At 59.5% G+C, this 23,807-nt stretch carries 25 protein-coding genes, 2 pseudogenes and 1 other annotated feature; of the genes and pseudogenes, 12 read left to right on the top strand and 15 right to left on the bottom strand.

Going from position 1 to position 23,807, the window contains the following annotated elements:
- Positions 1-49: 49 nt before the first annotated feature.
- The 3 genes and pseudogenes from AC3YOG_RS19280 to AC3YOG_RS19270 form a co-directional block, all read left to right on the top strand.
- Positions 50-256 (top strand): cold-shock protein, encoded by a 207-nt coding sequence (locus AC3YOG_RS19280; protein ID WP_172122093.1) that lies wholly within the window; start codon positions 50-52, stop codon positions 254-256.
- 163 nt (positions 257-419) lie between these two features.
- Positions 420-659: a hypothetical protein gene (locus AC3YOG_RS19275; protein WP_489936270.1), complete on the top strand. Its 240-nt coding sequence runs from the start codon at positions 420-422 to the stop codon at positions 657-659.
- Positions 660-687: 28 nt separating this feature from the next.
- Positions 688-1,317, top strand: a pseudogene (locus tag AC3YOG_RS19270) (HWE histidine kinase domain-containing protein); the annotation flags it as partial.
- A 181-nt stretch (positions 1,318-1,498) separates the two neighbouring features.
- On the opposite strand, the gene AC3YOG_RS19265 reads toward AC3YOG_RS19270, so the two are convergent.
- The 4 genes from AC3YOG_RS19265 to AC3YOG_RS19250 all read right to left on the bottom strand — a co-directional run bounded on the left by AC3YOG_RS19265 (position 1,499) and on the right by AC3YOG_RS19250 (position 4,771).
- The gene (locus AC3YOG_RS19265) at positions 1,499-2,029 is read right to left on the bottom strand and encodes a DUF6894 family protein (protein WP_489936269.1); all 531 of its coding nucleotides are present in this window, start codon (positions 2,027-2,029) and stop codon (positions 1,499-1,501) included.
- Positions 2,030-2,375: 346 nt separating this feature from the next.
- A complete protein-coding gene (locus AC3YOG_RS19260) occupies positions 2,376-2,633 on the bottom strand; it encodes a hypothetical protein (protein WP_489936268.1) in 258 nt (85 codons plus the stop codon).
- Positions 2,634-3,002: 369 nt separating this feature from the next.
- Positions 3,003-3,449: a hypothetical protein gene (locus AC3YOG_RS19255; protein ID WP_489936267.1), complete on the bottom strand. Its 447-nt coding sequence runs from the start codon at positions 3,447-3,449 to the stop codon at positions 3,003-3,005.
- 104 nt (positions 3,450-3,553) lie between these two features.
- Positions 3,554-4,771, bottom strand: a complete 1,218-nt coding sequence (locus tag AC3YOG_RS19250) for an NAD(P)/FAD-dependent oxidoreductase (RefSeq protein ID WP_489936266.1) — start codon at positions 4,769-4,771, stop codon at positions 3,554-3,556.
- A gap of 576 nt (positions 4,772-5,347) precedes the next feature.
- Between AC3YOG_RS19250 and AC3YOG_RS19245 the strand changes: the two genes are divergently transcribed.
- Complete coding sequence (locus tag AC3YOG_RS19245) at positions 5,348-5,716, top strand: response regulator (RefSeq protein WP_489936265.1); 369 nt, start codon at positions 5,348-5,350, stop codon at positions 5,714-5,716.
- Positions 5,703-6,812: a Crp/Fnr family transcriptional regulator gene (locus AC3YOG_RS19240; protein ID WP_489936264.1), complete on the top strand. Its 1,110-nt coding sequence runs from the start codon at positions 5,703-5,705 to the stop codon at positions 6,810-6,812. Before AC3YOG_RS19245 ends, AC3YOG_RS19240 begins: the two co-directional genes overlap by 14 nt.
- A 77-nt stretch (positions 6,813-6,889) precedes the next feature.
- On the opposite strand, the gene AC3YOG_RS19235 is transcribed toward AC3YOG_RS19240, so the two are convergent.
- Positions 6,890-7,624 carry a Crp/Fnr family transcriptional regulator gene (locus AC3YOG_RS19235; RefSeq protein WP_489936263.1) on the bottom strand — a complete coding sequence of 245 codons (735 nt, stop codon included), beginning with the start codon at positions 7,622-7,624 and terminating at the stop codon, positions 6,890-6,892.
- Between the two features lie 155 nt (positions 7,625-7,779).
- On the opposite strand from AC3YOG_RS19235, the gene AC3YOG_RS19230 reads away from it, so the two are divergent.
- The gene (locus AC3YOG_RS19230) at positions 7,780-8,565 is read left to right on the top strand and encodes a Crp/Fnr family transcriptional regulator (RefSeq protein ID WP_489936262.1); all 786 of its coding nucleotides are present in this window, start codon (positions 7,780-7,782) and stop codon (positions 8,563-8,565) included.
- A 485-nt stretch (positions 8,566-9,050) separates the two neighbouring features.
- On the opposite strand, the gene AC3YOG_RS19225 is transcribed toward AC3YOG_RS19230, so the two are convergent.
- Positions 9,051-9,728, bottom strand: a complete 678-nt coding sequence (locus tag AC3YOG_RS19225) for an HAD family hydrolase (RefSeq protein WP_489936261.1) — start codon at positions 9,726-9,728, stop codon at positions 9,051-9,053.
- A 26-nt stretch (positions 9,729-9,754) separates the two neighbouring features.
- Positions 9,755-9,973: a hypothetical protein gene (locus AC3YOG_RS19220; RefSeq protein WP_489936260.1), complete on the bottom strand. Its 219-nt coding sequence runs from the start codon at positions 9,971-9,973 to the stop codon at positions 9,755-9,757.
- A gap of 81 nt (positions 9,974-10,054) precedes the next feature.
- Between AC3YOG_RS19220 and AC3YOG_RS19215 the strand changes: the two genes are divergently transcribed.
- The 3 genes from AC3YOG_RS19215 to AC3YOG_RS19205 all read left to right on the top strand — a co-directional run bounded on the left by AC3YOG_RS19215 (position 10,055) and on the right by AC3YOG_RS19205 (position 12,083).
- The gene (locus AC3YOG_RS19215) at positions 10,055-10,981 is read left to right on the top strand and encodes a sensor histidine kinase (RefSeq protein ID WP_489936259.1); all 927 of its coding nucleotides are present in this window, start codon (positions 10,055-10,057) and stop codon (positions 10,979-10,981) included.
- A gap of 311 nt (positions 10,982-11,292) precedes the next feature.
- The gene (locus AC3YOG_RS19210; RefSeq protein ID WP_489936258.1) at positions 11,293-11,562 is read left to right on the top strand and encodes a DUF6894 family protein; all 270 of its coding nucleotides are present in this window, start codon (positions 11,293-11,295) and stop codon (positions 11,560-11,562) included.
- Positions 11,563-11,849: 287 nt separating this feature from the next.
- Positions 11,850-12,083: a DUF6894 family protein gene (locus tag AC3YOG_RS19205; protein ID WP_489936352.1), complete on the top strand. Its 234-nt coding sequence runs from the start codon at positions 11,850-11,852 to the stop codon at positions 12,081-12,083.
- On the opposite strand, the gene AC3YOG_RS19200 is transcribed toward AC3YOG_RS19205, so the two are convergent.
- Positions 12,004-12,819, bottom strand: a complete 816-nt coding sequence (locus AC3YOG_RS19200) for a Crp/Fnr family transcriptional regulator (protein ID WP_489936257.1) — start codon at positions 12,817-12,819, stop codon at positions 12,004-12,006. The genes AC3YOG_RS19205 and AC3YOG_RS19200 overlap by 80 nt on opposite strands.
- A gap of 491 nt (positions 12,820-13,310) precedes the next feature.
- Between AC3YOG_RS19200 and AC3YOG_RS19195 the strand changes: the two genes are divergently transcribed.
- On the top strand, positions 13,311-14,051 hold the full coding sequence (locus AC3YOG_RS19195; RefSeq protein ID WP_489936256.1) for a Crp/Fnr family transcriptional regulator: 741 nt from the start codon (positions 13,311-13,313) through the stop codon (positions 14,049-14,051).
- Between the two features lie 1,561 nt (positions 14,052-15,612).
- Positions 15,613-16,002, top strand: a complete 390-nt coding sequence (locus AC3YOG_RS19190; protein WP_489936351.1) for an SOS response-associated peptidase family protein — start codon at positions 15,613-15,615, stop codon at positions 16,000-16,002.
- 123 nt (positions 16,003-16,125) lie between these two features.
- Here the strand turns inward: AC3YOG_RS19190 and AC3YOG_RS19185 are convergent, their stop codons facing one another.
- The 7 genes from AC3YOG_RS19185 to AC3YOG_RS19155 form a co-directional block, all read right to left on the bottom strand.
- Complete coding sequence (locus tag AC3YOG_RS19185) at positions 16,126-16,548, bottom strand: response regulator (RefSeq protein ID WP_127753243.1); 423 nt, start codon at positions 16,546-16,548, stop codon at positions 16,126-16,128.
- Positions 16,549-16,632: 84 nt separating this feature from the next.
- On the bottom strand, positions 16,633-17,826 hold the full coding sequence (locus AC3YOG_RS19180; RefSeq protein ID WP_127754824.1) for a histidine kinase dimerization/phosphoacceptor domain -containing protein: 1,194 nt from the start codon (positions 17,824-17,826) through the stop codon (positions 16,633-16,635).
- Between the two features lie 388 nt (positions 17,827-18,214).
- The gene (arsH, locus tag AC3YOG_RS19175) at positions 18,215-18,958 is read right to left on the bottom strand and encodes an arsenical resistance protein ArsH (RefSeq protein ID WP_489936255.1); all 744 of its coding nucleotides are present in this window, start codon (positions 18,956-18,958) and stop codon (positions 18,215-18,217) included.
- Positions 18,915-19,337, bottom strand: coding sequence for an arsenate reductase (glutaredoxin) (gene arsC / locus AC3YOG_RS19170; RefSeq protein ID WP_489936254.1), 423 nt, complete (start codon positions 19,335-19,337; stop codon positions 18,915-18,917). Before arsC ends, arsH begins: the two co-directional genes overlap by 44 nt.
- Positions 19,334-20,395 carry an ACR3 family arsenite efflux transporter gene (arsB, locus tag AC3YOG_RS19165; RefSeq protein WP_489936253.1) on the bottom strand — a complete coding sequence of 354 codons (1,062 nt, stop codon included), beginning with the start codon at positions 20,393-20,395 and terminating at the stop codon, positions 19,334-19,336. Before arsB ends, arsC begins: the two co-directional genes overlap by 4 nt.
- Positions 20,396-20,399: 4 nt before the next feature.
- Positions 20,400-20,927 (bottom strand): arsenate reductase ArsC, encoded by a 528-nt coding sequence (locus tag AC3YOG_RS19160; RefSeq protein ID WP_489936252.1) that lies wholly within the window; start codon positions 20,925-20,927, stop codon positions 20,400-20,402.
- Positions 20,920-21,276, bottom strand: a complete 357-nt coding sequence (locus AC3YOG_RS19155) for an ArsR/SmtB family transcription factor (protein ID WP_489936350.1) — start codon at positions 21,274-21,276, stop codon at positions 20,920-20,922. Before AC3YOG_RS19155 ends, AC3YOG_RS19160 begins: the two co-directional genes overlap by 8 nt.
- Positions 21,277-21,404: 128 nt before the next feature.
- Positions 21,405-21,460: a sequence feature (sul1 is cis-regulatory element that is thought to sense ions involved in sulfur or methionine metabolism; They are found in Alphaproteobacteria), on the top strand.
- 64 nt (positions 21,461-21,524) lie between these two features.
- Between AC3YOG_RS19155 and AC3YOG_RS19150 the strand changes: the two are divergent.
- Positions 21,525-23,003, top strand: a pseudogene (locus AC3YOG_RS19150) (SulP family inorganic anion transporter).
- Positions 23,004-23,807 lie beyond the last annotated feature (804 nt).

Here is a 23,807-nt window from a genome sequence, read left to right as displayed (position 1 = left end):
TCATCTGCCCGCTCGCTATAGCTCCGGGCTACATTTTCAGGACTATCTAATGATCAACGGCACCGTGAAATTTTTCAACACGACCAAGGGTTTTGGCTTCATCTCGCCTGAAGGCGGCGAGAAGGACGCATTCGTCCATATCTCCGCTGTCGAGCGTTCGGGCCTCAATGGCCTGTACGAAAACGACAAGGTTACCTACGAACTCGAAACCGGCCGCGACGGCAAGGTTTCGGCTACCAACCTGACCTTGGTCTGACCTTGGTCTGACGTTGGTCGGGCCCATTAGGGCCCGCCTTGCCTCCCACTGGTAGAGGCACCCAGCGCGTCCGCGTAGGAAATATTTCTACATTCCAGTCCGGCATACGCCACGCACCCATTCCGGGCGCGTGGCTTTTCACGCTTCCAAGGAAATCCGCATCATGGAAAATTTCAACTTCGGCGCCCGAGCAGAGCTGTTCAGCCGCCGTTACGCCAAGACCAACCAGGCTCAGTATCGTCGTTTCAGTACCGCAGCTGAGGCAGTCCGGTTTGTTATCGAGGACTTGCCTGTTGCCGCACGCGCAGGATCCTATCTCGAGGTCAATGAGCAGCGTTTCGAGGGCGCTACGATTCGAGCTCTTTATGATGATGCTGCCTATCCATTAGAACGCGCGAACTGAGTGAGGTCCTAAAGGCGTCAGAAGCGATATGAGTGAAGCCGTCGAGACATCGAGTTCGCTCCTTCGGGATGTTAAGAATCTCGCACGCGCTGTGGAGGCTGCCGGAATTGCCCTCTGGTCGTGGAACGTTGATAGCGACGCGCTCACCATGGACGACCAGGCCTACGACCTATGGGGGTTGGGGCGGGGCGCCCAGGTCACGTTCGAGGATCTATCCGCCCATATCCACCCTGCTGACCGGGATCGGGTCCGAGCTGCCTTCACCGCTACGCGGGCAATACTCGGCCCCTATGAGATCGACTTCCGCATCATGGTTGGTGAGGAGCTTCGCTGGATCTCGGCCCGTGGCAAAGGAGACGATGAGGGTATCGTCCAACGTGTTATGTTCGGTGTTTTTCTGGAGGTCACCGGCCGCAAACAGGCCGAAGAAGGACGAGAACTCCTTGCCGGTGAAATGAGCCATCGCGTCAAGAACCTGCTGGCCATTGCCACCGGTCTGACGGCGATCACCTCCCGATCGACTTCCACCGTCACCGACATGGCGCGTGAGCTGACGCAGCGACTGACAGCCCTGGGACGAGCCCATGATCTTGTTCGTCCATTACCCGGTCAAACCGACGCCGCGGCAGCTTTGCTCGGCGACCTGCTTTCCGTGCTGGATTGCGCCCATCTGAGGGCGCAGCCGCTGAGTTCATCCAGAGTTGATGGCGTGGACTCAGCAGAGCGATGGTGCCAGTGGCGAGCTTGAGGAACGATCCGTCGTCTTCCGCCACGGCGATGTGCCGGAATGAACTAACTTAGCCCGGCACACCAACCTTTGTGGCGCTATGCGTGCGTCCTCACCGTAAGGGGAGATGCTGCCCGTAGAACAGCGCAAGCTGCTCCACCGCTTGATCAATATAGTCCGGCCGGTGATACATGTCATAATTGCCGGCTCCGTCGATCACGAAGAAGTCCTTGGTGCCCTTCGCCAGCTCGATCAGACGCTCGCCTGCCTCATACTGGCCGGTAGAGCCGCGGCGGCCACCCACGATGACCTGGAGCGGCTGAACCAACAAATCCGGAACGAGTTGGAAGGCATCAAAACCAAGGACATGTCCTAAGCTCGGGAAGTAGAGGCGGTTGGTAGATTTGGCATTACGCCATGGCGACTCTCGGTAAAACCAGACGGCTGCTAGCAAGTCAGGGTCAGATATACCCGCGGCTTTGGCGGCTTCCTGCGGGACCCCACCAGAAATGAACTCCTTAGCAAGCTCAGCCATGCTCAACCACGCCTCATCACGAGCAGCCTGGTCGTTCGCAAGCTCAGAGCCTTCCTCGTCCCTGAACAGCTCGGTGCCATCGTCCGTGTCGAAGAAATAACGGGGCATGGCCAACTCCTATGTGCTTGAGGGCACCGGCGCCTCAGCCCCGAAGTTTCGCGCTATCTATGTGGCACCCGAGCTCTCGGTGTAGAGCCTGTAGAGTGACACCGTGCCGGAAGGCGCCTCAAGATAGAACCTTGACGCGCAGGTTTGCAGGGACGCCGTTCCGGCGCAGATCCAGGCCAAGGGACAGCCGCGCTGCCTCCTCAGGTGAGCGCGCCTTCTGGATGAACTCCGTGGCGGCACCCTCAGCCGGGGCACAATCCACAACTCGATACTTTCGGCTCAACCGCCTACCTCTGTCCCTTGTCGCTAATCAAGTCAGCCGCTCGCTGTTGAGAGCTGCGATCAATCACTCACTCATCCCCGGAACATCCCCGTGGCGGAATACAACAGTCCGCTGCACAACCTCACCATCGCCTGCCTCTCTCAGCTGAGTCCACGCCATCACCGCCGGATAGGATCGCACCAGCTGCTCGGCAGCGTTGTACGCCGCTGCTTCATTCCGCATCTCACGGGGCGCGAACGCCGGCACCATCTTGCCCGCCTCGTCTTCCCGGAAGGCCTGTAGCAAAACCAGCTTTGACGAGGTGAGTTTTTTCGTATCCATGAGGCGTTCTATCGTGAAACCGCTGCGAAGTAGCGAAGAACAGGACATTCTCAACAGCGTACGCGTACGCGAACGCGGTGCTCGGGTGCACGTGGCCAGGTGCCAGCCGGGGAAGCCCGGTCACCTTGCAGGCGCCAGCCCTAGCTACGGATCCGAGGGTTTCTTGTTTGGATTGGGAGGCGTCTTGGTTGGCTCCTCAACCGGGGTCGCATCGGCATCGCTACCAGGCTCGACGTCGGCGAGGGCGGGGTCGGGTTTCTTCTTCTCTGTGTGCTTCGGAGAATTGGGCATGGCTGACCTCATCTGAAACAGAACCAATCCTCCTTGGAGGCTATTTGTTCCACGCCGGGGGTAGACACGGCCCTGGCGCTACCCCGAGGGATCGCCGCCGATCTGGTTAAACTTCATAGTGACACAGTCAACATCACGAAAGAAACTGGCCTCACCGAAACCGGCGCTGTGGTCAGCGGACGGGGAGATGAATCCAATCAGCACGACATCCTCACCGGATCGAACGCGGACGGAACCATGGCCGCCGGGCAAACTTGCAGGGATTGGACCATGAACGGAGAGGGGTCCGCCATGGTGGGACACCACGACCGGTCCAGCCCTGACACCCTGGCAACTGGCACTTCCTGGAACGTGGCGCACCCTTCTCGAGGCTGCGGACAGGAAGCCTTGGTGGGAACCGGAGGCGCTGGCCTGCTCTACTGCTTTGCGGCTTTGCCGGTCGGTAACGGAAGCCTCAATGCCCAAATTGGCCTGCGGCGACTCGGTGGCATACTGGGGCAGCACTGGCTTGAACTGGTCGAACATGTGGAAGCCACTGATTTCGCCCCAGTCGCGCGTTACTTGGCGGTCTGCATGGCCGTTCACCGGCCTGAAGAGGGTGTAATCCGGACTGCCTGCTTTTCTGCAACTTAAGGAATAAGCCGCACGCCCCGTGCCCTCGTTGCGTACCGCCACAGCCACTGCAGGCTGACAAGCAGCCTCTTTTCGAAGCTGACCAGAAGGTAGACATGCACAAAGGCCCAGAGCAGCCAGGCAAGCCGCCCCCTCATCTGAAAGCGCCCAAAATCGAAGATGGCAGCGTGCCGGCCAATCACTGCTGTGTTGCCGCGGTCACGAAAGCGAAACCCTGCGGCTCGATCCGGTCCTTGCCGTAACGCACGCCCCAGATACTCTCCTTGCTGCTTGGCGACTTGCGCCAGACCCGGCAACATTCGTCCGTCCTGCTGCAAGGCGGCAATGTCCCCAATGGCGTAGACATTTTCCATATTCATCACCGCCAGGCGCTCATCCACCTCGATGCGCCCGCCTGCAGTGGGTTCAATACCGAGCCACTCGGCTACCGGAGTGGCACCTACGCCTGCTCCCCAGACAACGGTTCCGGCAGGAACGAACTCTGCATCAATCATGACCCCCCTCGAGGTCACGTCACGAACGCGGCGCTTGGTCAAAACCGTAACCCCCAGCTGCTGCAGCTGCTCAGTGGCATACTGCGCCAGGTGCTCGGGAAACTGGCCAAGAATTCTCTCCCCGCCTTCAACCAGCAACACCCGGGCCTCGGACGGATCGATGCTGCGGAACTCGTCCTTAAGTGTCCACCTACCCAACTCGGCAATTGCGCCAGCCATCTCGACGCCAGTTGGACCACCGCCAATCACCACAGTGGTGGTGAGACGCTGCTGCTCCTGCTTATCTTCGCTCAATTCCGCCAGCTCGAACGACCGCAGCAGCCTGCCGCGGATTGTGCGAGCGTTGTCGATCGTTTTGAGTCCGGGCGCTTCCTTTGCCCACTCGTCATGTCCGAAGTAGATGTAGCGAGCGCCAGTGGCGAGCACGAGCAGGTCATAACGTACCAATGTCCCGTCCAGGAGATGAACCTCGTGCTTGCCAACCTCGATCTTGTTCACCTCTCCCAGCAACACCTGGATGTTGCGATAGCGCTTCAGGATCTTGCGGATCGGCTCAGCGATGTCTGCTGGCGAAAGCGCTCCAGTGGCTACCTGATAAAGGAGTGGCTGGAAAAGGTTGTGGTTGCTCTTGTCGATGACCACCACCTCGTGCTCGGAGCTGCCCAACTCTTTGGCACAAGCAAGCCCTCCGAAGCCCCCGCCCACAATACAGATTTTCACCTGACCCTCCCTGTTGGCCCCGCAGTCGGAAGTGACCGGCAGCAGAGTTGATCGTGTAGCGGCACGTGCAAGACCCAAATGCACCGTGTGAGTCGAGGTTACCCTTTCGGCTCACAAGTTAGTTGTTCATCGCTCTCGAGGCCGTTGGTCTGGCGCTCAAGGGCCCTCTGACCCAAAGGCGCGTTCCACTCGAGCGGTAACGTTCGATATCCTCCAGCTCAAGTTAGCATGATTGACATGGGTCGCCTGGATTCCGCCCGCTGTCGCGTGAAAACAAGGGATGGCTTTCTGGAGACCGCGAAGCCTCAGCACGTCCGGAGAGGTTCCGGGTGCACCGCTGAACTACCGATACCCTTGAAGACGAAGGCTCCCGCGGCTGGCCCGGCGCAGCGCCATGTTCAGGCAGGAAGTCGAGGAGCGTGCTCCCATCCTGGGCAAAGCTCCCGTTACCGCCTCGCGCTGGAATATCAGCAGCCACAGCGCGCTCACACGGTCGTTCAAGCGTACGGTAGAAGACCAAAATCCAGACGCAGGTTTATCGGGGTTAACTAAGCCGGTTCACTGAGGAGATCACCAATGACGGCCACGGCTGGACTGATGATTGTTGAAGACCAGCCCTTGATTGCAATGATGATCGAGGAAATGGCGGCCGACCTCGGCTGGGTTGTGGACGGGATCCTCTATTCCGAAGCTGACGCGCTGACCTTTCTCGACGCTAACCGACCACACCTTGCACTTCTCGATATCAATCTTGGTTTGACGACCAGCCTCCAGGTCGCGGCCGCCTGCCAAGAACGAAAGATTCCGGTGGTTTTCACCACAGGCTACAACGCTGCCGACGTATTGGCGCAATGCGGCAATGCGCCGGTGTTGGCCAAACCGTTCTCTACCGATGAGCTGGCCGGGGCCATCGCAAAAGGATTGCAGCAGCATGCTCATTCGTAACGCATCAAGCCCGCCCACCACCGGCGAGGCTTTGCTGGCTCACCTCAGCTTGTTCGGTTCCGTCGGCAGCGCCGAGCGCAACGCCTTGCTGGCCCTTTCCGCTTCCACCGTGCGGCTCGCCGCCAATCAAGAGATCTCCTCGGCAGGCTCGCACCCCTCCAGCATTGTCGTGGTTCTCGATGGCGTGCTGCAGCGGTACAACGATGATTCGCGCGGCAACCGCCAGATTAGTGGTTTGTACCTGCGCGGCGATGCACCGGGACTTGAAACACTGCAGATGCCGATTGCCCATCAGGGGCTTTCCGCGCTGGTGCCTTCCATTGTCGGGCTGGTGCCGCAGCGCGAGCTCCTCGAACTGCTCCAGCACTTCCCCGCCCTGCAAGGGCTCATGTGGCGTGAAACCCTGGTGCAGGCTTCGATCCTGCGCATTTGGCTGCTGCGCAACAGCGTCAAGAACGCGGCGGGTCAGCTCGGGCATCTTTTTTGCGAGCTGCTGACCCGGGCGCAAGCCGCCGGCATTGCCCAAGGCAATAGCTGTCCCCTCCCGCTGTCGCAGCGGCATCTGGCGGAAGTGACAGGCATGTCGGTGGTGCATGTCAATCGCACGCTGATGGTGCTGCGGGCTGCCAATCTGATCGACTTTGCCAATGGGGTGCTGACGGTCCATCGATGGGACGAGCTGGCCGCGCTGGCCGAGTTCACGCCCACTTACCTGCATCTGAGCGACGGCAAGCCTAACCCCGTGCCGATGCGCTCGGCGCCATCCCTCCAGAGCCGCGGCCAGGACAGCAGCTTTGCCTTCGTGCCGAGCCGGCGGCAAACGACCGCCGAAGAGCCCGATCCGTTCCAGGGCAAGGTCGCCGACTTCAAGCAGATGCTGAAAACCTGGAGTTTTGTGTCCTCCGGCATCATGGAGGGCGAAGCTGATGAGCTGTTTGATAAGCTCACACATCTCGCCGATGATCTGCGGGTGCTAGCAGGCGAGGAACCCGAGCGGCAGGCGACAGTGGAAAACCTGACCGGCTTGTTCCATCGCGTGCGACTGGTCCCCGAGACCGGAAAGAACTCGGCCTCAGGCAGGATGCAGCTTCAGTGACCGCTTTCTTGCCACGACGTGTTTCAGGCTCTTGTGCCAGCGCCGAGCGGGCTGACTGCTGAGGGGATCAGGGTAGTTCATTCAATGTCTATGGGCTCTCTGAGGTTCAGATATGCTGGGTCAAACTCCGCGGTGGCCTTGAGGCCAGCCCAGTCCAATATGAACAGCAGCCCCTTCTTGTGTTCGATGAGACCTTCAGCCCGCAGCGTCTTCAGGGTTCGGAAGATATGCACACTGCTCATCCCTAACGCCTCGCCGAGCTGCGTTTGAGTCAAGGGTAACGGACAAGAATTATCCTTGGTGAGGCCCACTACATCCATGCGAACATAAATCTCGCAGAGAAGGTGAGCAAACTTGTCATGCGCCTCCTGACCACCCAGCACCTTTATCCAAGCTCGCGCCACGGCAGCATCGATAAGACTGTCCCGCCAGAAGAGGCCCACTAGACGCGGGGCTTTACGAAGGACCTCCAGCATGTCGGCGTGGGCGAGGAGAGCAACCGTACTAGGCCCGACCGAGGCCAGTGTATGATCCATGGTCTGCAGATGCAGTCCCTGTAGATCTGGAATGTCGCCGCCCACGTGGATGGAGAGTATCTGGCGAACACCGCTGCTCAGCACACTGTACCGCTGCAGGAAGCCCTCAACGAGAAGGCAGCAGTGCGTAGGCTCGTCACCTTCGCGGGCGATTTCCTCCCCATTCCCCACCTTTCTCAGCGTGAACGGCATCGCTTCAATGCTCTCGCGCTCACCAGAGGTGAGTTTGCCTAGGCTTTCCAGTTTCCGGATCAGAGGTGCTGTGATGTTGGGCATTACCGCATCTTAAGCGTTCAACGCAACGCAAGCAAATTCGGCAATGACCGCAAGCCTCGGCGACCTACATATGTAGACGACACGCCCTGAACCTGAAGTCAGAACCATCACAGAAACTCTTGCCGACCCTGCGCTCTCAAAGGAGGAGCACCGCAATGTATGATTCCAACTCCGCTCAGAGGGCAACATTGGATGGGGGGCAGCTTTCAAGCATTCTCATCCGACGCCTCGAAAGTGTCGGAACGGTCACCGCGGACGCCCGGAATGAACTCATGCACCTGCCGATGCGCAAGCGTGAGGTCTGGCGCGGTCAGGACATTTTGCGGGAAGGCGACGAAGCCAAGGAGTGCCTGCTGGTGATGAGCGGCTTCCTGTACGCCTACAAATCGCTACCCGACGCAAGAAGGCAGGTCGTCAGCTTTCACGTGCCGGGCGACGTCCCAGACCTGCAAACGCTGCTCATCAACAAGCTCGACTTTTCGGTTGCCGCCACCACCGCGAGCACCGTTGCCGCAATCTCTCACGATGATCTGCGTCGGACTATCAAATCTGTGCCCGCTCTCGCGGACCTGTTTTGGCGCTACACCCTGATCACCGCTGCCACCTTGCGCACCTGGGAACTGGCGCTCGGCCGTCTTACTGGGCTGGAACGTATGGCCCATATGTTGTGTGAGTTATCTACGCGACTCGAGGCAGCCGGTGTGGCCAACGGTAAGACCTTCGGTCTCCCGCTCAGCCAGCAAGAGCTGGGGGACGCACTGGGACTACCTTCGGTCTACGTCAATTGCAAACTTCAAGAACTCAAGGCGAAGAACCTCGTGGAGATGCGCGGCCTAACGGTAAACATCGTCGATATGGAAGGCCTGAAGGCACTCGCTCACTTCGATCCCACATACCTGCACATTCCCAAGCTCCTGAGCGTTCAGGACGAGAGCGCATAAGACTTGATTGCCGATGCGGCGCTACTTTCTCGATTAGCGGCAAGCCAGCTAAGTGGTTCACGGCCGATCCGGCGGCCAGGACCACCTTCCCGGCGGAGCAGCCCAGGCCGGGCACCATGGCCGTCTAGTGTCCCACGAGACCCTGCGGCCTTGGATTTGCTCCAAAGCTACTACCGGCCCCACCACGACAAACCTCCCGTTTGCCGCTGAACTTTGAAGGGCAGAACGGGCCCTTTTTGTCTCCGCACGCCAGAACGGATCAGCTGCGCCTGCGCCAGCCGCCTGTCGTGGGTACAGCTCCGCCGACAAATACGGCAGGTCGCGGGACAAAGGCCGATGCCAAGCCCAGGCAGACAGGAGGACGGAGGCCGGGGCGTTGAAATGATTGCTCATAGCGAGCACCGGGACCGATCAGGGCAAGGATCAGCGCAGCGCACTGGTAGTTCCTCAATGGGGGGCCTCGCTTGCGGCCGAGCGCGGTACGGTCAGGCGGGCGTATCCTTGGCGAGCGGTGAATTTTCGTAGTTGGCGAGCAGGTGTTCGGGGCTCCCAAAGATCGCCGTGCAGCCGGCATCGCGCAGGAGCGATTCAGGAAAGCCGCCGCAAAGCAGGCCAATGGTCCGCAGACCCGCCTTCCCGGCGGCCTCGGCGTCGTAGGGGGTGTCGCCCACCACCCAAACATCGGCTGCTGCCCCCGCGGGAAGGCGCTTCAAAGCGGCTTGGAAGATGTCCGGCGCGGGCTTGGAGCTTTCGGCATCATCGGAGGTCGTTGCAGCAGAGATGATATCGCCGATGCCGAGCATTTCCACGTGCTGATCAACTTCGACCTGAAGACCCGAAGAGGCAAGCACGATCACGGCACCATCGGCCTGAATACGCTCGAACAACGCCTTAACCCCTGGGAAAGGTTGGACGCGGGAGAGGAAGTCGCGCTCGAACAGATCGTTGCGGAAGCTCGAAATAGCTTCACCCTGTTGCTCAAACAGATCCGCCGGCAGCAGGGCTGGCAGGAGCTGATCACCGCCCTTGCCAATCTGGCCGCGCACCTGATCATACGGGATATCGAGGCCGAAATGTCCGAAGGTCTGGACCCAGCACTGAGTATGCAGGTCATTGGAATCGATCAGGGTTCCGTCGACATCAAAAATAACTGCCTTGGGCATGTTATACCTCCTCCGGGGGAAGTGGCTCAACGGTAGCCTGCACCTTTTGTTGCGCTTCTTTCACGCTGGGCAAGTTGACTGACGAGTTGAGGTAATGAACTCAGTACTACAGCTGCGCCGCGTTGGAATTGTCGAAAGAGGGCAACAAGCACATTCAACCCGCCGTCGACAATCTTTCCCGGCGCCCTATTCATGACGGCGATGTTGAGAAACTCTGATGAACTCGCCACCGAGAGAAAAGCCAAATGCCTCCCCATAAGCAAACAAACTCCAGTCAACACCGACCAACAAACCTTGCCCGCGCTATTGAGGCCGCGGGGGTGGCAATGTGGTCATGGAACGTCGATAGCGACGCGTTGACCATGGATGAGGCGGCCTACGACTTGTGGGGGCTGGAGCAAGGTCGGGAGGTCAATTTTGAAGATCTCTCCGCGCATATCCACCCCGCTGACCGCGACAGGGTCAGGGCTGCGTTCGCCGCAACCCGAGCTATACTCGGTCCATATGAACTCGACTTTCGCATCATGGTGGGGGACGATATTCGGTGGATATCGGCCCGTGGGAAAGGCGACGATGAAGGCATTGTCGAACGGATCATGTTCGGCATTTTCATGGACACAACGGGTCGGAAGCAAGCTGAGGAAGCTCGGGAGCTTCTCGCTGGAGAAATGAGCCACCGCGTCAAGAACCTGCTCGCCATCGCCGCAGGTCTCACCGCCATAACGTCTCGCTCCACCTCGACGGTGACCGACATGGCTCGTGAACTCACCCAGAGATTGACCGCGTTGAGGCGAGCGCATGACTTGGTTCGGCCCGTTCCGGGTCAAGACCAGGGCGCTGCGGCGCTCCTCGGTGACCTGTTTACGGTGCTGCTCGCCCCTTATGACGACTTGGGGGCGTTCAGCGGTCGCATCAGAGTATCCGTACCCCGAATGAGCGTTGGGGAGACCTCCACCACAACGCTAGCACTCATCGTACATGAACTGGCGACCAACTCCGTGAAGTACGGCGCGCTTTCAGTAGATGCCGGCACGCTGGACGTGTCGTGTTCGACCCAGAATGGCACTGTGACTATTGTGTGGACGGAAAGGGGTGGTCCGGAGGTCGAAGCACCCGAGGGGCCAGGGGGCTACGGCAGCAAGCTGGTGGAACGCAGCGTATCTGGACCCCTGCAGGGATCGATCTCATACGACTGGGATAAGGCCGGAACCATCATCACCTTAAAGCTGAACCCCCAGCGCCTAGCTGAGTGACGCGTGCCGCAAGGTGTAGTTCTATGGCTTCTCGGCCGCCGTCCGCAGAATTGATCGATCCTGCCTACCAAAGCCTCCACCAAGAAGCCGCTGATCGAACCACCGTCAAAAGCTGTAGGTGAGCGGCGCGGTCTAGATCGGACTCCACTGCACAACCTCGTGTGTACGCCGGCGGAACAGCATCGTTTCCGGGTTTCGTTTGTTGCGGTGGACCAAGGATCGGCCTCATTGAATCGTGGTCTGTTGCTACTACACGCCTCACGGACGTGGTTCTTCGTACTTCAACGTGCCCACTACCACCTGGAAGCTCCATGTCTCGTTTTTTCTTCCACATCGATGATGGCTCCTACCAACCCGATACTGAAGGAAGCGAACTCCCCGACGACGCAGCCGCAGAACGCGAGGCCATGCTGGTGGCCAGCGAAGCCGTTGCGCGCTTGACGTCTGATTTTTGGCACTCAGGTCACGAATGGCGACTGACAGTGGTTGATGACCAAGGCGGGCTTGTTGTCACCTTATGGTTTGCTGGTTCTTCGATGGTTCACCATCGTCAAGCTGAGGAGCAGCGCCGGCACGCATAGATCACTTTCAAAGCGGTCGCCGATTATCCTCGTTGAACAGGTAGTTTGGTGGGAGCAAACGAATGTCGAACCACTGTTACTTGACTGATTCAATCAGCTCCCCAGTGTTTGCTCACCTCCGGCCAAGCTGGCCGAGGATTCAGCTCGGCTGGCACATCACTTTTAACGGCAAAGCTGGCGACGTGAGCAAATTCAGGTACAATGACCCAATTACCGCCAACTAGAACTAGGCATCGGTGACTGTGAGACGCATGCGCTCCCGCCTTGATGGAGAGTGCGCCGTGCCCATGTACTTTTTCGATACCGATGACGGTAAAACCCTGTTCAGAGATGAAGTCGGCTCTGACCTGGTGGATGATCAGGCGGCCCGCAATGAGGCCTCGCTGACCATGGCCGAGTTGGCCAAGGATTTTATCCCCGGCGGGGACCCCCAAAAGAACATCACGATGTGGGTGCGGAACGAGCAAGGCGAAGCTGTGTTGCAGCTGGCGCTGAGCTTTGCAATTCAGCCCGTGGCATAATCCTGCCAGCTGGAGCCGTTGCTCTGCGCATCGGCCCGAGCAGGCGTAGATATTCCTGCTCGGGCTTGCCATAGGCCGCAGCAGCGAACGCCTCCATGGCTTCGCGGCGGCGGATGGTGATGTAACCGCGCTCAGCTCTGATGAAGCCGTTGCCCTCCAGCACATGCAGGGCCGTCGTCACGCTGGGCCGCCGTACAGCAAGCATGGTCGCCAGGAACTCGTGGGTGAGCTTCATCTCATCGGTTTCCGAACGGTCGTGACACATCAGCAGCCAGCGAGCCAGGCGCTCATCGATTTGATGGACGGCGTTGGATAGCGCCGTAAACGCCGTTTGTAGGTGCAAGCAGTGAACATAGCGCAGCAGGGCGATCTGGATGGCTGGACGCTCCGCCATGGCCGCGACCAGGTCCTGACGTCTGATCCGATGTCCCGCCCCCTCGCTTTGCATGAAGACGTCATGACTGCTGCGGTCCACACCGAGGACTGCTTCCACTGGGCTGAAGCCATCCCAGCCAAAAAGACCAATCTCGGACACCAGCTCCTCTGAGGAGGCCACAACAGAGCCGATGCCGCAAGAAGGAAAGTAGACGAAGGCTATAGCCTCGTCCTCTTTGGTCATAACGAACCGCAGAGGCAGGTCGACCGGCTCCAGGTAGGGGCTCAGGCGGGCAAAGTCATCGGCAGCCAAAGCTGCCAGGAGGCGATTGGATGTGCTGGATTGATCGAGGCTGGACACCGCTCTTCTCCCGTTGTGGCAAATGAGATCAGGTCTCTCGGCCGAGGCGCCGGAGACCGGCGAATGCTACCCTCTTGTAACAGGCTTCAAGGGGACGGCCTTAACATATGGTCCATTGAGCCTTCTTATATGGCCAGACGGGCCTAGCGCTGATTCGCCAGGGCAGTGAAGCATTTGCCAGCCCATGTGCAAGCATCCTCCAACGTGACGAACAGAGTGCCGCTTCTGGCCGGTTTGCAGCGACCGAACGCCGCTTCAACAAACCACATGCTGCCCGGGTGCGATGTGGAATGCTCTTCGGGATAGACCTCAACCAAAACAGCCGCGAGTGCTCCGTTGACAAACAGCAGCTGAGCCCGGCGAAGCTCTCTCTCGAAATGCAGTTCTATCGGTTGAAGACAAACGTCCACCGGATTAGCCTGTTCAGTTAGGGACCATCAGTACCAGCACATCCGGGTCGCTTTGGTTCCTGCGCGTTAAACGGGAAAACCATGCCCATCAATGTTCTGATCAGGAAGCTGGAAAATTTTGCGCCACTTGGTGATGATGACCGCTCGGCCCTGCTTGACGCAATGGCCAACACGCGCAGGGTTTCAGCTCGGACTGACTTGATCCAAGAGGACGATGCTCCCGACAAAGTGTTCCTTATCCTGGAGGGCTTTGCCTGCCGCTATAAAGTGAGCCCCGAAGGGGTCCGGCAGATCATGGCATACCTTGTGCCCGGTGACTTCTGTGACCTTCACGTGTTCATTCTAGAGGCCATGGATCACGCGCTTGGTACGCTGAGCGACTGTACCGTTGCAACTATCCCACGCTCAACAATTCTGAGCCTGTTGGAGCGACCCGCTCTTGCGCGGGCCATGTGGTGGGCAACGCTTGTTGATGAAGCCACCTTGCGCGAATGGATCGTCAATATCGGCAGTCGAGAGGCCAACAAGCGCTTGGCCCATCTTTTTTGCGAACTCCACCTCCGGCTGGCTTCTATCGGGCTGGTGTCTGATGGCAAGTTTACCGTGCCGATCACCCAGGAAGAGCTGGGCGACACGATGGGCCTGTCGACAGTGCACGTGAACCGCACACTCCGGGAACTGCGAGAGTCGGGCATGCTGACCTTCAGATCCTCGGAAATTGAGATATTGGATGTTCCGCGCCTTAGGGCCTATGCGGACTTCCGGGCGAACTACCTGCACCTGGAACGAACTCGCCCGGAGCGTTCGTCCGGGTTGCGGTGAACCGGACGCACCGCAATTTTGCAGGATGCTGGGCATTAGCCGGCCGCCACCTACGTTAACTGCAGTGGAACATCGGGGTCGCGGGACTGTTGCTTGGCCGAGGGCCTCCTCCCTCACCTCCTGGCTCACAAGAGGGCCCCGGTGCGTCCGCACCGGGGCCCTTGTACTGCCCGCGCTGAATAGCCGGGCTATTGAGGCCTTGACACCAATTGCCCCCAGTCACTCCGCCACAGCGCATCATCGGTCAGTACCACACAGATGCGCTGCAGCCTGAAGCGTTCGCAAAGCTGCTCAGCGCGCTCCAGGGCAACAGGAACAGGACGCGGGAATTCAGCTACGGCGTAAGCTTCCGCCGCTGGGCAGCTGCAGTTGAGGTCGGCTACGGTGCGGCCGCCTGAGTGCCATATGGTGATGATAACAGCGTCAGCCGGACGGACATCTGCGGCAATCTTCTCTAGCATCATAATTGAGGCCCCCGCCTTTAACGTTTGTTAAAGCGCACAGATCAGTTCCGCAAGGACGGCAGGGCGCGGATCCGTTCACTTGTTCTTTCCGGATGTCCCGAAGTCAGACGGACCTTGACGCTCGGCGGTGTTGCAACGGAAACCAGTGGGCCCTTCGTGCGGCGTTGCAGGCCGGCTCGGTCAGTGAGGTGCCGCTGGGACACCGAGAATGGGCAGGAATTGCCATTGGGGCCAGGGTAACCCACTCGCACTGCAGGTGCGCCTGCTGTTCCGCGACCCACGATCATGGACAAGAGAGCGCTGTTTATGACCAGCCGGGTGCCACGAGACGCGTGCTTGGGCAGTGAGGCGTCATATCGAAGGGTGTCTTGGCACCGCCTTCAATGTCCGCTTCTTTAATCGGGCATTGAGGTCAAGCTCCAATCTACTCTTCCACTGCGTTTTGTCCTGGGCGGGTCACGGTTCTTTTCGTGGTCGGCATAGCAGCGCCAGCCGGAGCTGCCACAAGCATTGATCGGATCGGGTCGGGGTGCCTTGCTTTTGGACGCGCTATGATGCGCAGCAGACATTTGCGGCTTTGCCCCGGCTCCTTCGTCCGCACCGGACAAACTGCAACGAAGAGCTGTTTTTCCTGGTCGGCGATCACATCGTCAGGCGAGCACCTCCTTCTCGACGTTGCAGAAGAGGGTGCCATGGGTCCACATGGCATGGAGCACAACGGCAAGTTTGCAGGCCACGGCGACCAGCCGCACGTTTGCGGCCCTTCTTGCGGGCCATCCTCACACCGCACGATGACCATGCGTTCTGTTGGTGTCGGAGTAGCTACATCCAGAGGGACCTGAATCTCAACCAGACCCTTAGGAGCGGTAGGGTCTGACGTCACTCGCTTTTGGATGCGGCAGCTATCTCTTCATAACGTCTGTTAGCAGCCCGTCCACTCTCGGCCCGTACCCTGCCCTTCAGGTGCTATGGGAAGGGCAGAAACGGGGGGGAGGTGGAAGAACGAACCCACTGGCGCGGGAGGGTGGCCGCTGTGGCATGGCGGCAAGGCCCTGAAGTCATCGCCTGATTGAGCACCCCCCGCGTTCCAGCGTTCCATTCGGCTCCTTCATTTCCAGGAGCCCGACGATGACCACGATCCTTCCCAACACCTCTGTCAGTCCGCTGCGCCAGAAGCTGATCAACGATATGATCATGCGGCACTTCTGTGGGCCCATAACGACAACTTGGGCGTCACCAGTTGCACCATCATCACGGCGCCGGCGGTCGAGCATATCGCCGATATCCATGGCCGCATGCCGGTCATCCTCGAGGAGAGCGCCTACGATGCCTGGTTGTCGGGCGATGCCAATGGAGACGATGCCAAGGCGATCCTGATCGACAACCATCTCGACAGCCAGCTTGAGTTCTTCCGGGTCGGCCGCGAGGTGAACAATAGCCGGCACGCGGGGACGGATACCGAGAAGCCTCTTTTGAACGCGCTCTAGGAACCGAATTCCGGGTCGCTCATTATCAGGCCAAACGGCGCACGATACCCCTCCAGCGCGGTTTAAGAAAGCCGCAGGCGGTGTGCCCCCACCGCGGGCGGCTTTCTCTTTTACCGTCGCCGTTCAGCTTTCGCGCTTCGCGGCCTTCTTGAGCTGCTCCGGCATGATGTCGTCCGGCATAATCTCCTGGAGATGGTCGTAGACGACATCTGCCGAGAAGGGCTTCCCGATGAAGACGGCGCCGTCCGGCATGTCCCCGGGCTGCGGTTTCAGATGACCTGACGAAACCACGATGGCGATATCCGGCCAATTCTTCGCGCAGGTGCGGGCGAGGTCGAAACCGTTAAGTTCACCCGGCGGCATCTCCACATCGGTGAACAACAACTGGATGCTGGCGTGGGACTCCTCAAGGATCGCCAGGGCCTCGCCAACTTCCCCGGCCTCGTAGACCCGGAAGCCGGCGTCTTCGAGAATTCGCGCCGCATCCATACGGATGAGCACGTTGTCATCCGAAACCAAGGCAAATGGCGTGTAGTCGTCTGACATAACGTGCTCCAGCAAGGCGTGTTAGGACAATGCATGGATTAGGGAAGCGATGCTTACCTACACTCCGCCATCTTGTTCCACCTGTCAGTGAACGGTGTCTTTCAGCCCTGGAAAATCGATCCAGAACTTGGCACCGGCTCCGTCTTCCCGAGTTCCGAACTGAAGAGTCCCGCCTAGTTGACGGGCCAATGCCACGACGACCTTCATGCCCAGCCCACTCGTATTCGCCGGATTGAAGTCCGCGGACAGGCGGTCACCCGAGTTGGCAACCGAAAGCCTATGCCTTCCGGGTGACGGCTCTTTGAAGCTTACCTTGATCTGACCGCCCCCGTGTTTGGTTGCATTGATGACCAGCTCGTTCAGGACCAGGCCCAGAGGTACGAGCAGGTCCGCCGCCAATGAGGCAGGCTGTACATCGACCAGAATGGGCACATCCGCGTTCAAAGTACCTTGCAGCTCTGCCATGAGATTCTCAATGTAACCCTTCGCATTCACCGAACCGGCACTCTGGTTCTTGAAGATATGCTGGTGTACCCGGGCCACCGACGCAACTCTCAGAGCCGCCACACGAAGCTGTTCGGCGGCATGCGAGCCCTCCACCTGCCTTGCCTGGAGCTGCAGCATGGATGAAACCAGCTGCAGGCTGTTCATCACGCGATGGTCGATTTCCTGCCCGAGCATGCGAGCTGTCTCGAGTGCGTCGGAAAGCTCTGCAACCGCTTTTCGTGCAGCCAGGCGCAGTTCCATCTGGTCCATGACAACCGAAGCAAGATGACGAAGTTGCTTGATCTGTTCTTCGGTGACCGGGCGTGGCTCGCGATCGATTACGCAGAGCGTGCCAAGTTTGAATCCATCTGCCGTGGTTAGCGGAACGCCTGCGTAGAACCTCAGACCGAACTCTCCGGCGACCAGTGGATTGGCCAGGGAACGAACGTCTGTCGCCGCGTTCTCGAGAACCCAGACCTGATCCTGTACGATCGCCGATGCGCATAGTCCCGGCTCTTTGCCGATCTGCTTGACACCATCAAGCCCGTGATGGGACTTGAACCAGACCCGATCCGTATCGACTAGGCTGATGATCGAGATCGGCACGTTAAACAGGCTAGCTGCAAGCGCGGTGATCCTGTCGAACGAGCCGTCCGGCGGCGTGTCGAGTATGTCGTAGCGCCTCACGGCGGCCAAGCGCGCTGCCTCGGCTTCGGCATCCGTCAAATTCGATTCTGTCGACGACATCGTTCTTCCCGTAGAGGCTAAGAGCATGGTGTAACTCTCAGTCATCCGCGCCCTTGTTCAGTGGCCATTGATATTCACAGCCTACAGCATTTCCGCTTCATCGATAGCATGCCGCTGCTGAGATATCGCTTACGTTATCCCCCCGTCAGCGATCTTGACGGTCAAATTGCCGAGCGGCAGTTTTTGGGATTTAGCTATGTCATATCGAAGGTCTGAATGGGGTCGTTAGCAGCGCCCTACCCCACTTCGTTTTGGGGTGGAAAACGGATTGTTCGCTTTGCGATGATACGCAAATATTACGGACATCAACTTCCGCGAACTAACGAGCTTGCCGCTACTGATCTTGTTGGACGACAGCGGCGCCAGACCTCGGTGAATTCGGGTAACGCCGAGAGCCCAGATGGCACCAGCGTTGGGTATCGGCCATAGTCTGCTAGATCGACTTCAGGCCGACCCGCTCCTCGAGTTTGGCTGCTGCTTCCTTGCGCTCGCTATAGCGGGAGGTCAGGTAGCTGGAGACGCCGCGGTTGATCAACGTGAACTTCACCAGCTCTTCCATGACGTCCACCACCCTGTCGTAAAAGGACGACGGTTTCATGCGGCCGGCTTCGTCAAACTCCTGGAAGGCCTTGGCGACCGAGGACTGGTTCGGGATGGTCACCATCCGCATCCAGCGGCCCAGGATACGCATCTGGTTCACGGCGTTGAATGACTGCGATCCGCCAGAGACCTGCATAACGGCTAGGGTACGACCCTGAGTCGGGCGGATGGCGCCGCCCGGCAGGGGTATCCAGTCGATCTGGGACTTCATTACCGCAGACATGGCTCCGTGCCGTTCCGGCGAAGTCCAAACCTGGCCTTCGGACCACAGCATGGCGTCGCGGAGTTCCTGCACCTTCGGGTGGTTTTCGGGCGCATCGTTGGGCAACGGCAGGCCGTTGGCATGAAAGATGCGGACCTCGGCGCCGAGGGCTTCAAGAAGACGCTGCGCCTCGAAGGTCAGAAGCCTGCTGTAAGACCGCTCCCGCAGTGAGCCATAGAGCATCAGGATGCGCGGCTTGTGGTCCAGAACCGGGGCATTGAGCTTGGAGAAGTCCGGCACCTCGAAGGCGCCGCTGGTGATATTTGGCCGATCAGACAAGCCGTTTCCCTTCGGCGTCGATGATGACTTCGCCATCTTCCTTCGTGAACGGGCCGATGTCGGGGTTCTCCAAGATGTCGAGCACGACCTCTGATGGGCGGCAGAGGCGCGTGCCGATCGGCGTCTCCACGAAGGGGCGGTTTAGCAGGATCGGGTTTGCCCCTATGGCATCCAGAAGCTCGTCATCCGTCTTGGCGGGATCGGCCATCCCAAGCTCCTCAAAGGGCGTATCCTTCTTGCGCAAGGCATCTCGCAGCGAGAGACCTGCGGCGGAAACCAGCTCCACGATACGGTCGCGGCTCGGCGGCGTCTTGAGGTACTCGACGACAATTGGCTCGACGCCGGACTGGCGGATCATCGCCAGTGTGTTGCGGGACGTTCCGCAATCAGGATTATGATAGATGGTGACGCTCATCCGGTGACCCTCGTTTCGGTGTTGTGACGTACGGCGGGGCCGCGTTCGTACCAGCCCTTGGAGCGGTTCACGATCCAGACGACAGACAGCATGACGGGCACCTCGACCAGGACGCCGACGACCGTCGCCAGGGCTGCACCGGAGTTGAACCCGAACAGGGCGATGGCCGCGGCCACGGCCAGTTCGAAGAAGTTGGATGCACCGATCAGCGCGGAGGGGCCAGCGACGCAGTGCTGTTCTCCGGAGACCCGGTTCAGGTAATAGGCGAGGCCGGAGTTGAAGTAGACCTGGATCAGAATCGGGACGGCCAGCAGCAGGATGACGGTCGGCTGTGCGATGATCTGCTCGCCCTGGAAGCCAAAGAGCATGACCAAGGTCAGCAGCAAGGAGGTGATTGATATAGGCTGCAGGACGGACAGCACCCGGTTCATGGCGTCGATGCCCCCATTGGCCAGCAGCCAGCGTCGATAAAGCTGCGCGGCGATAACCGGCACGACGATGTAGAGTCCGACCGAGAGCAACAAAGTGTCCCATGGAACGGTGATTGCCGACAGTCCCAACAGCAGGCCGACGATGGGAGCAAAGGCGACGACCATGATGGCATCGTTCAGCGCAACCTGAGACAAGGTAAAATGCGGCTCTCCCCGCACCAGGTTCGACCACACGAACACCATGGCTGTGCATGGGGCTGCCGCCAGGATGATCAGACCGGCGATGTAGCTGTCGATCTGCACCTCAGGCAGCAACGGCTGGAACAGCCACCCGATGAAGAGCCAGCCGAGCAGAGCCATGGAGAACGGCTTGATGGCCCAGTTGATGAAAACAGTGATGCCTATGCCACGCCAATAAGAGCCAACCTGGCGCAGGCTCATGAAATCGATGCGGACCAACATCGGGATGACCATGAGCCAGATCAGCACCGCCATGGGGATGTTGACCTGAGCGTACTCGAACGAGCCCAGTCCCTGGAACACGGCCGGAAAGAAGTGCCCGGCGGCGATGCCGACGACGATGCAGGTCGCGACCCAGAGAGTGAGGTAGCGTTCGAAGATGGACATGGTTCTACGCGGCCTTCGACGACTTGGTGGTGGTGCCGTCCATTGCTCCGATGCCTTCAAGCCTCGAGTTCAACGCCATGCGATCGATGCTGGCGATCGGCAGGTTGATGAAGGCGCCGATGCGGTTGCGAAGGTACCGCAGGGCATCCTCAAACGCGGCGCGCTGCTTAAACTCGGGGCCGTCAACCGCTGCAGGATCTTCGATGCCCCAGTGGGCGGTCATCGGCTGGCCGGGCCAGATCGGGCAGGTCTCGCCGGCGGCGTTGTCGCAAACTGTGAAGATGAAATCCATCTTGGGCCCGCCCGGCACCGCGAACTCGTCCCAGGCTTTTGAGCGCAGGCCATCGGTTGAAATTCCCACTTTGCAGAGGGTTTCCAACGTCATCGGGTGCACGGCACCCTTCGGCGTCGAACCGGCGGAGTATGCCTGGAAGCGGCCGCTGCCTACATGGTTGAGGATAGCCTCGCCCAGGATGGAGCGGGCCGAATTGCCAGTGCAGAGGAATAGGACGTTGTAGACGCGGTCAGACATGGCTCGTCTCCTTCGGAGAGCAGCACGGGGTGAATTCAGCGACTAGGGGTTCGCACAGTTCCGGGCGACCGCCGCAACAGTCCTGCACCAGAAAGCTCGCGATCTCGCGCACGCGATCGACGACGGCTCGGTAGACGATTGAGCGGCTGTGGCGCTCGGATTCGATCAGGCCGGCGCGAGTCAGGATGGCCAGGTGGCTGGACATAGTGTTCTGCGGCACGTCCATGCGTCGCGCGATCTCACCTGCAGGCAGGCCTTGGGGTTCGTGCTCCATCAGCAAACGGAACACGTCCAGACGGGTGGACTGGGATAAGGCGGCGAAGACTTCAATAGCGTGAGTGGATTCCATGAACCGAGAATTATCGATGTATGGAAAGGACGTCAACAACTTAGGGGGTTGTTCTTTGATGTGCATGGCACGTCCACGCCGACGGGACTTGCCTTGATCCTCGATTTAGGCCAAAGAGCCATCATTCAAATGGACCCGGTGAAACCCCGGGTGGCTCTTCTGGCCGCCAATCCGCCAGACACTCCAGAAAACGCACCATGTCCCCGTCCGCACCGAGCGGACCGCAACATCCTGTCGTCTGGACCCCAATGACAACCATCCAAAAATTGCGCCGTGACTGGCTCTCAAACGTTCGTGGCGATCTGCTTGCAGGTATCGTCGTAGCCCTTGCTCTCATTCCGGAGGCTATTGGCTTCTCTATCATCGCCGGGGTCGATCCCAAGGTCGGGCTCTACGCCTCCGTGATCATCGCCATGGTCATCGCCGTGACCGGCGGTCGACCCGCCATGATCTCGGCAGCGACGGCCGCCACTGCCGTGCTCTTCGGATCCCTGGTCCGCGAGCATGGCGTGGAATATCTGCTGGCCGCTTCCATCTTGGCCGGCGTGATCTAGGTTGGAGCCGGGTTCGCTCGCGTCGGCTACATCATGCGGTTCGTTTCCCGATCGGTGATGACCGGCTTCGTCAACGCCCTCGCTATTCTAATCTTCATGGCGCAGTTGCCCGAGATCATCGGCGTCTCCTGGCAATCGTATGCCATGATCGCCGCAGGTCTCGCGATCATCTACCTGTTCCCCCGTGTCACTCGCGTGATACCGTCACCACTGGTCTGCATCCTGGTTCTTACGGTCGCGGCGATCGTCTTCAATCTCGACACCCGGATCGTCGGCAACTTGGGCGAACTGCCGAGTGCTTTGCCGTCCCTGCTGATGCCCAACATCCCGTTCACACTGGAAACGCTGTGGATCATCCTGCCGACATCCATCGCCGTTGCTGCGGTCGGTCTGCTCGAAAGCCTGCTCACCGCCTCGATCGTCGACCAGATGACGGACACGGGCAGCGACAAGAACCGTGAGAGCATCGGCCAAGGCATCGCCAACATCGCGTCAGGCTTCTTCGGTGGCATGGCCGGCTGCGCCATGATCGGTCAATCGGTGATCAACGTGAAGTCCGGCGGGCGCACGCGCCTCTCGACCTTCGCTGCAGGAGCCATTCTGCTGTTCATGCTCCTGGTCCTTGGCGACTGGGTCGGCCTGATCCCAATGCCTGCACTCGTCGCCATCATGATCATGGTCTCGATCGGCACCTTCAGCTGGTCTTCTCTGCGCGATCTCGTCCATCATCCCCGTCGCTCCAGCATAGTCATGCTCGCGACGGTCCTGACCGTCGTCGGCACGCACAACCTGGCGCTCGGTGTCGGTGTCGGCGTGCTGCTGTCGGGCATCTTCTTCGCCTGGAAGGTCTCCCAGATCTTTCGTGTCACATCCACGTTGGAAGACGGTATCCGCACCTATCGCTTGGAAGGGCAGCTGTTCTTCGCCAGCGCCGAGGACTTCTTGGCCGCCATGGACTTCGAAGAGAGTGTGGAGCAGGTCCGTCTCGATCTCACCACCGCTCACCTTTGGGACCTGACCGGCGTAAACGCTATCGACATGGCCGTGCTCAAGTTCCGGCGAGCCGGTGCGGTGGTCGAGGTGATAGGCATGAATGACGCCAGCGCCACCACTATGGACAAGCTTGCCGTCCACGATCAGCCAGGTGCCAGGGAGAAAGTCTTGGGGCACTGACATCGCAACACGTCACAAGCGACATGATTGTCGCTTGTGACGACCGCTTTTGGTTCAGTGGAAGCTGTGCCCCAGTGGCAGCAATGGGGTCGGCAGCTGCCACTAAGGAGCCGGCTGAACGATGGCCGCTATCCCACCCTCAATGCCCAAAAGCTGCCGGTCTGCTTCCGGCCCCTACCCTGCCCTTCGATATAGCCACCTGGAGTCAGTTTCGGAGCCATTACAGCGACCCTTCGATCGCTGGTTCTGGATTGCCCCTCCAGACCAAGCGGCAGCGGGCACTGCGATCTGGGCGTGGCAAAATCATCATCCTCGCCCTAGACAAGCGGCTTCAACACAGCCGCGCCGTCCTCATCAGTTGGATGATCTTGGGAAAAGCCTCTGTGACGACCGGCCAACCGTCCAACGCCGATCACAACCCCGTGTGGCGGCCTGGAGATAGCACCGAGCCCGCAACATTTGGAGGATTCCGCCTTTGAGCATGGAGTCGATTGGGCTCATCCCCAGTACGGTGCCTTTGTTGTGCAATCCGGGCCAGCGATCCGCCATGTCATGGGCGATCAACAGATGAAGCCCCTTGTAGATGCCGAGCATTGCGGAGACCGGGTGACTTGATCCTGGCTGAGGGCTTGCACTTACCCTCCTGCTTCATGCGCTCCCAGGTGCCCCTTTGACACGTCGAGAAGCGCCGCGGCCTGCAGAGCCGTAGGCCCCCATTGTTGAATCAGCCGCTTGAAGGCTTTCAAGCAACCCTCGGCAGCCTCGCGCGATTAAACTCGCTCGAAATTTCTGCCGGTCCATTGC

This window comes from Devosia sp. Z6_126 (genome assembly GCF_058133495.1).
Note: the sequence above shows the minus strand (reverse complement) of the source record. Positions and strands in the feature narration are given on the sequence as shown.

Excerpts from the sequence above, each read along its gene's own strand:
- AC3YOG_RS19280 (WP_172122093.1), top strand. The coding sequence starts at position 50 with ATGATCAACGGCACCGTGAAATTTTTCAACACGACCAAGGGTTTTGGC.
- AC3YOG_RS19275 (WP_489936270.1), top strand. The coding sequence starts at position 420 with ATGGAAAATTTCAACTTCGGCGCCCGAGCAGAGCTGTTCAGCCGCCGT.
- AC3YOG_RS19265 (WP_489936269.1), bottom strand. The coding sequence starts at position 2,029 with ATGCCCCGTTATTTCTTCGACACGGACGATGGCACCGAGCTGTTCAGG.
- AC3YOG_RS19260 (WP_489936268.1), bottom strand. The coding sequence starts at position 2,633 with ATGGATACGAAAAAACTCACCTCGTCAAAGCTGGTTTTGCTACAGGCC.
- AC3YOG_RS19255 (WP_489936267.1), bottom strand. The coding sequence starts at position 3,449 with ATGTTCGACCAGTTCAAGCCAGTGCTGCCCCAGTATGCCACCGAGTCG.
- AC3YOG_RS19245 (WP_489936265.1), top strand. The coding sequence starts at position 5,348 with ATGACGGCCACGGCTGGACTGATGATTGTTGAAGACCAGCCCTTGATT.
- AC3YOG_RS19240 (WP_489936264.1), top strand. The coding sequence starts at position 5,703 with ATGCTCATTCGTAACGCATCAAGCCCGCCCACCACCGGCGAGGCTTTG.
- AC3YOG_RS19235 (WP_489936263.1), bottom strand. The coding sequence starts at position 7,624 with ATGCCCAACATCACAGCACCTCTGATCCGGAAACTGGAAAGCCTAGGC.
- AC3YOG_RS19230 (WP_489936262.1), top strand. The coding sequence starts at position 7,780 with ATGTATGATTCCAACTCCGCTCAGAGGGCAACATTGGATGGGGGGCAG.
- AC3YOG_RS19225 (WP_489936261.1), bottom strand. The coding sequence starts at position 9,728 with ATGCCCAAGGCAGTTATTTTTGATGTCGACGGAACCCTGATCGATTCC.
- AC3YOG_RS19215 (WP_489936259.1), top strand. The coding sequence starts at position 10,055 with ATGTGGTCATGGAACGTCGATAGCGACGCGTTGACCATGGATGAGGCG.
- AC3YOG_RS19210 (WP_489936258.1), top strand. The coding sequence starts at position 11,293 with ATGTCTCGTTTTTTCTTCCACATCGATGATGGCTCCTACCAACCCGAT.
- AC3YOG_RS19205 (WP_489936352.1), top strand. The coding sequence starts at position 11,850 with ATGTACTTTTTCGATACCGATGACGGTAAAACCCTGTTCAGAGATGAA.
- AC3YOG_RS19195 (WP_489936256.1), top strand. The coding sequence starts at position 13,311 with ATGCCCATCAATGTTCTGATCAGGAAGCTGGAAAATTTTGCGCCACTT.
- AC3YOG_RS19185 (WP_127753243.1), bottom strand. The coding sequence starts at position 16,548 with ATGTCAGACGACTACACGCCATTTGCCTTGGTTTCGGATGACAACGTG.
- AC3YOG_RS19180 (WP_127754824.1), bottom strand. The coding sequence starts at position 17,826 with ATGACTGAGAGTTACACCATGCTCTTAGCCTCTACGGGAAGAACGATG.
- arsH (WP_489936255.1), bottom strand. The coding sequence starts at position 18,958 with ATGGCGAAGTCATCATCGACGCCGAAGGGAAACGGCTTGTCTGATCGG.
- arsC (WP_489936254.1), bottom strand. The coding sequence starts at position 19,337 with ATGAGCGTCACCATCTATCATAATCCTGATTGCGGAACGTCCCGCAAC.
- arsB (WP_489936253.1), bottom strand. The coding sequence starts at position 20,395 with ATGTCCATCTTCGAACGCTACCTCACTCTCTGGGTCGCGACCTGCATC.
- AC3YOG_RS19160 (WP_489936252.1), bottom strand. The coding sequence starts at position 20,927 with ATGTCTGACCGCGTCTACAACGTCCTATTCCTCTGCACTGGCAATTCG.
- AC3YOG_RS19155 (WP_489936350.1), bottom strand. The coding sequence starts at position 21,276 with ATGGAATCCACTCACGCTATTGAAGTCTTCGCCGCCTTATCCCAGTCC.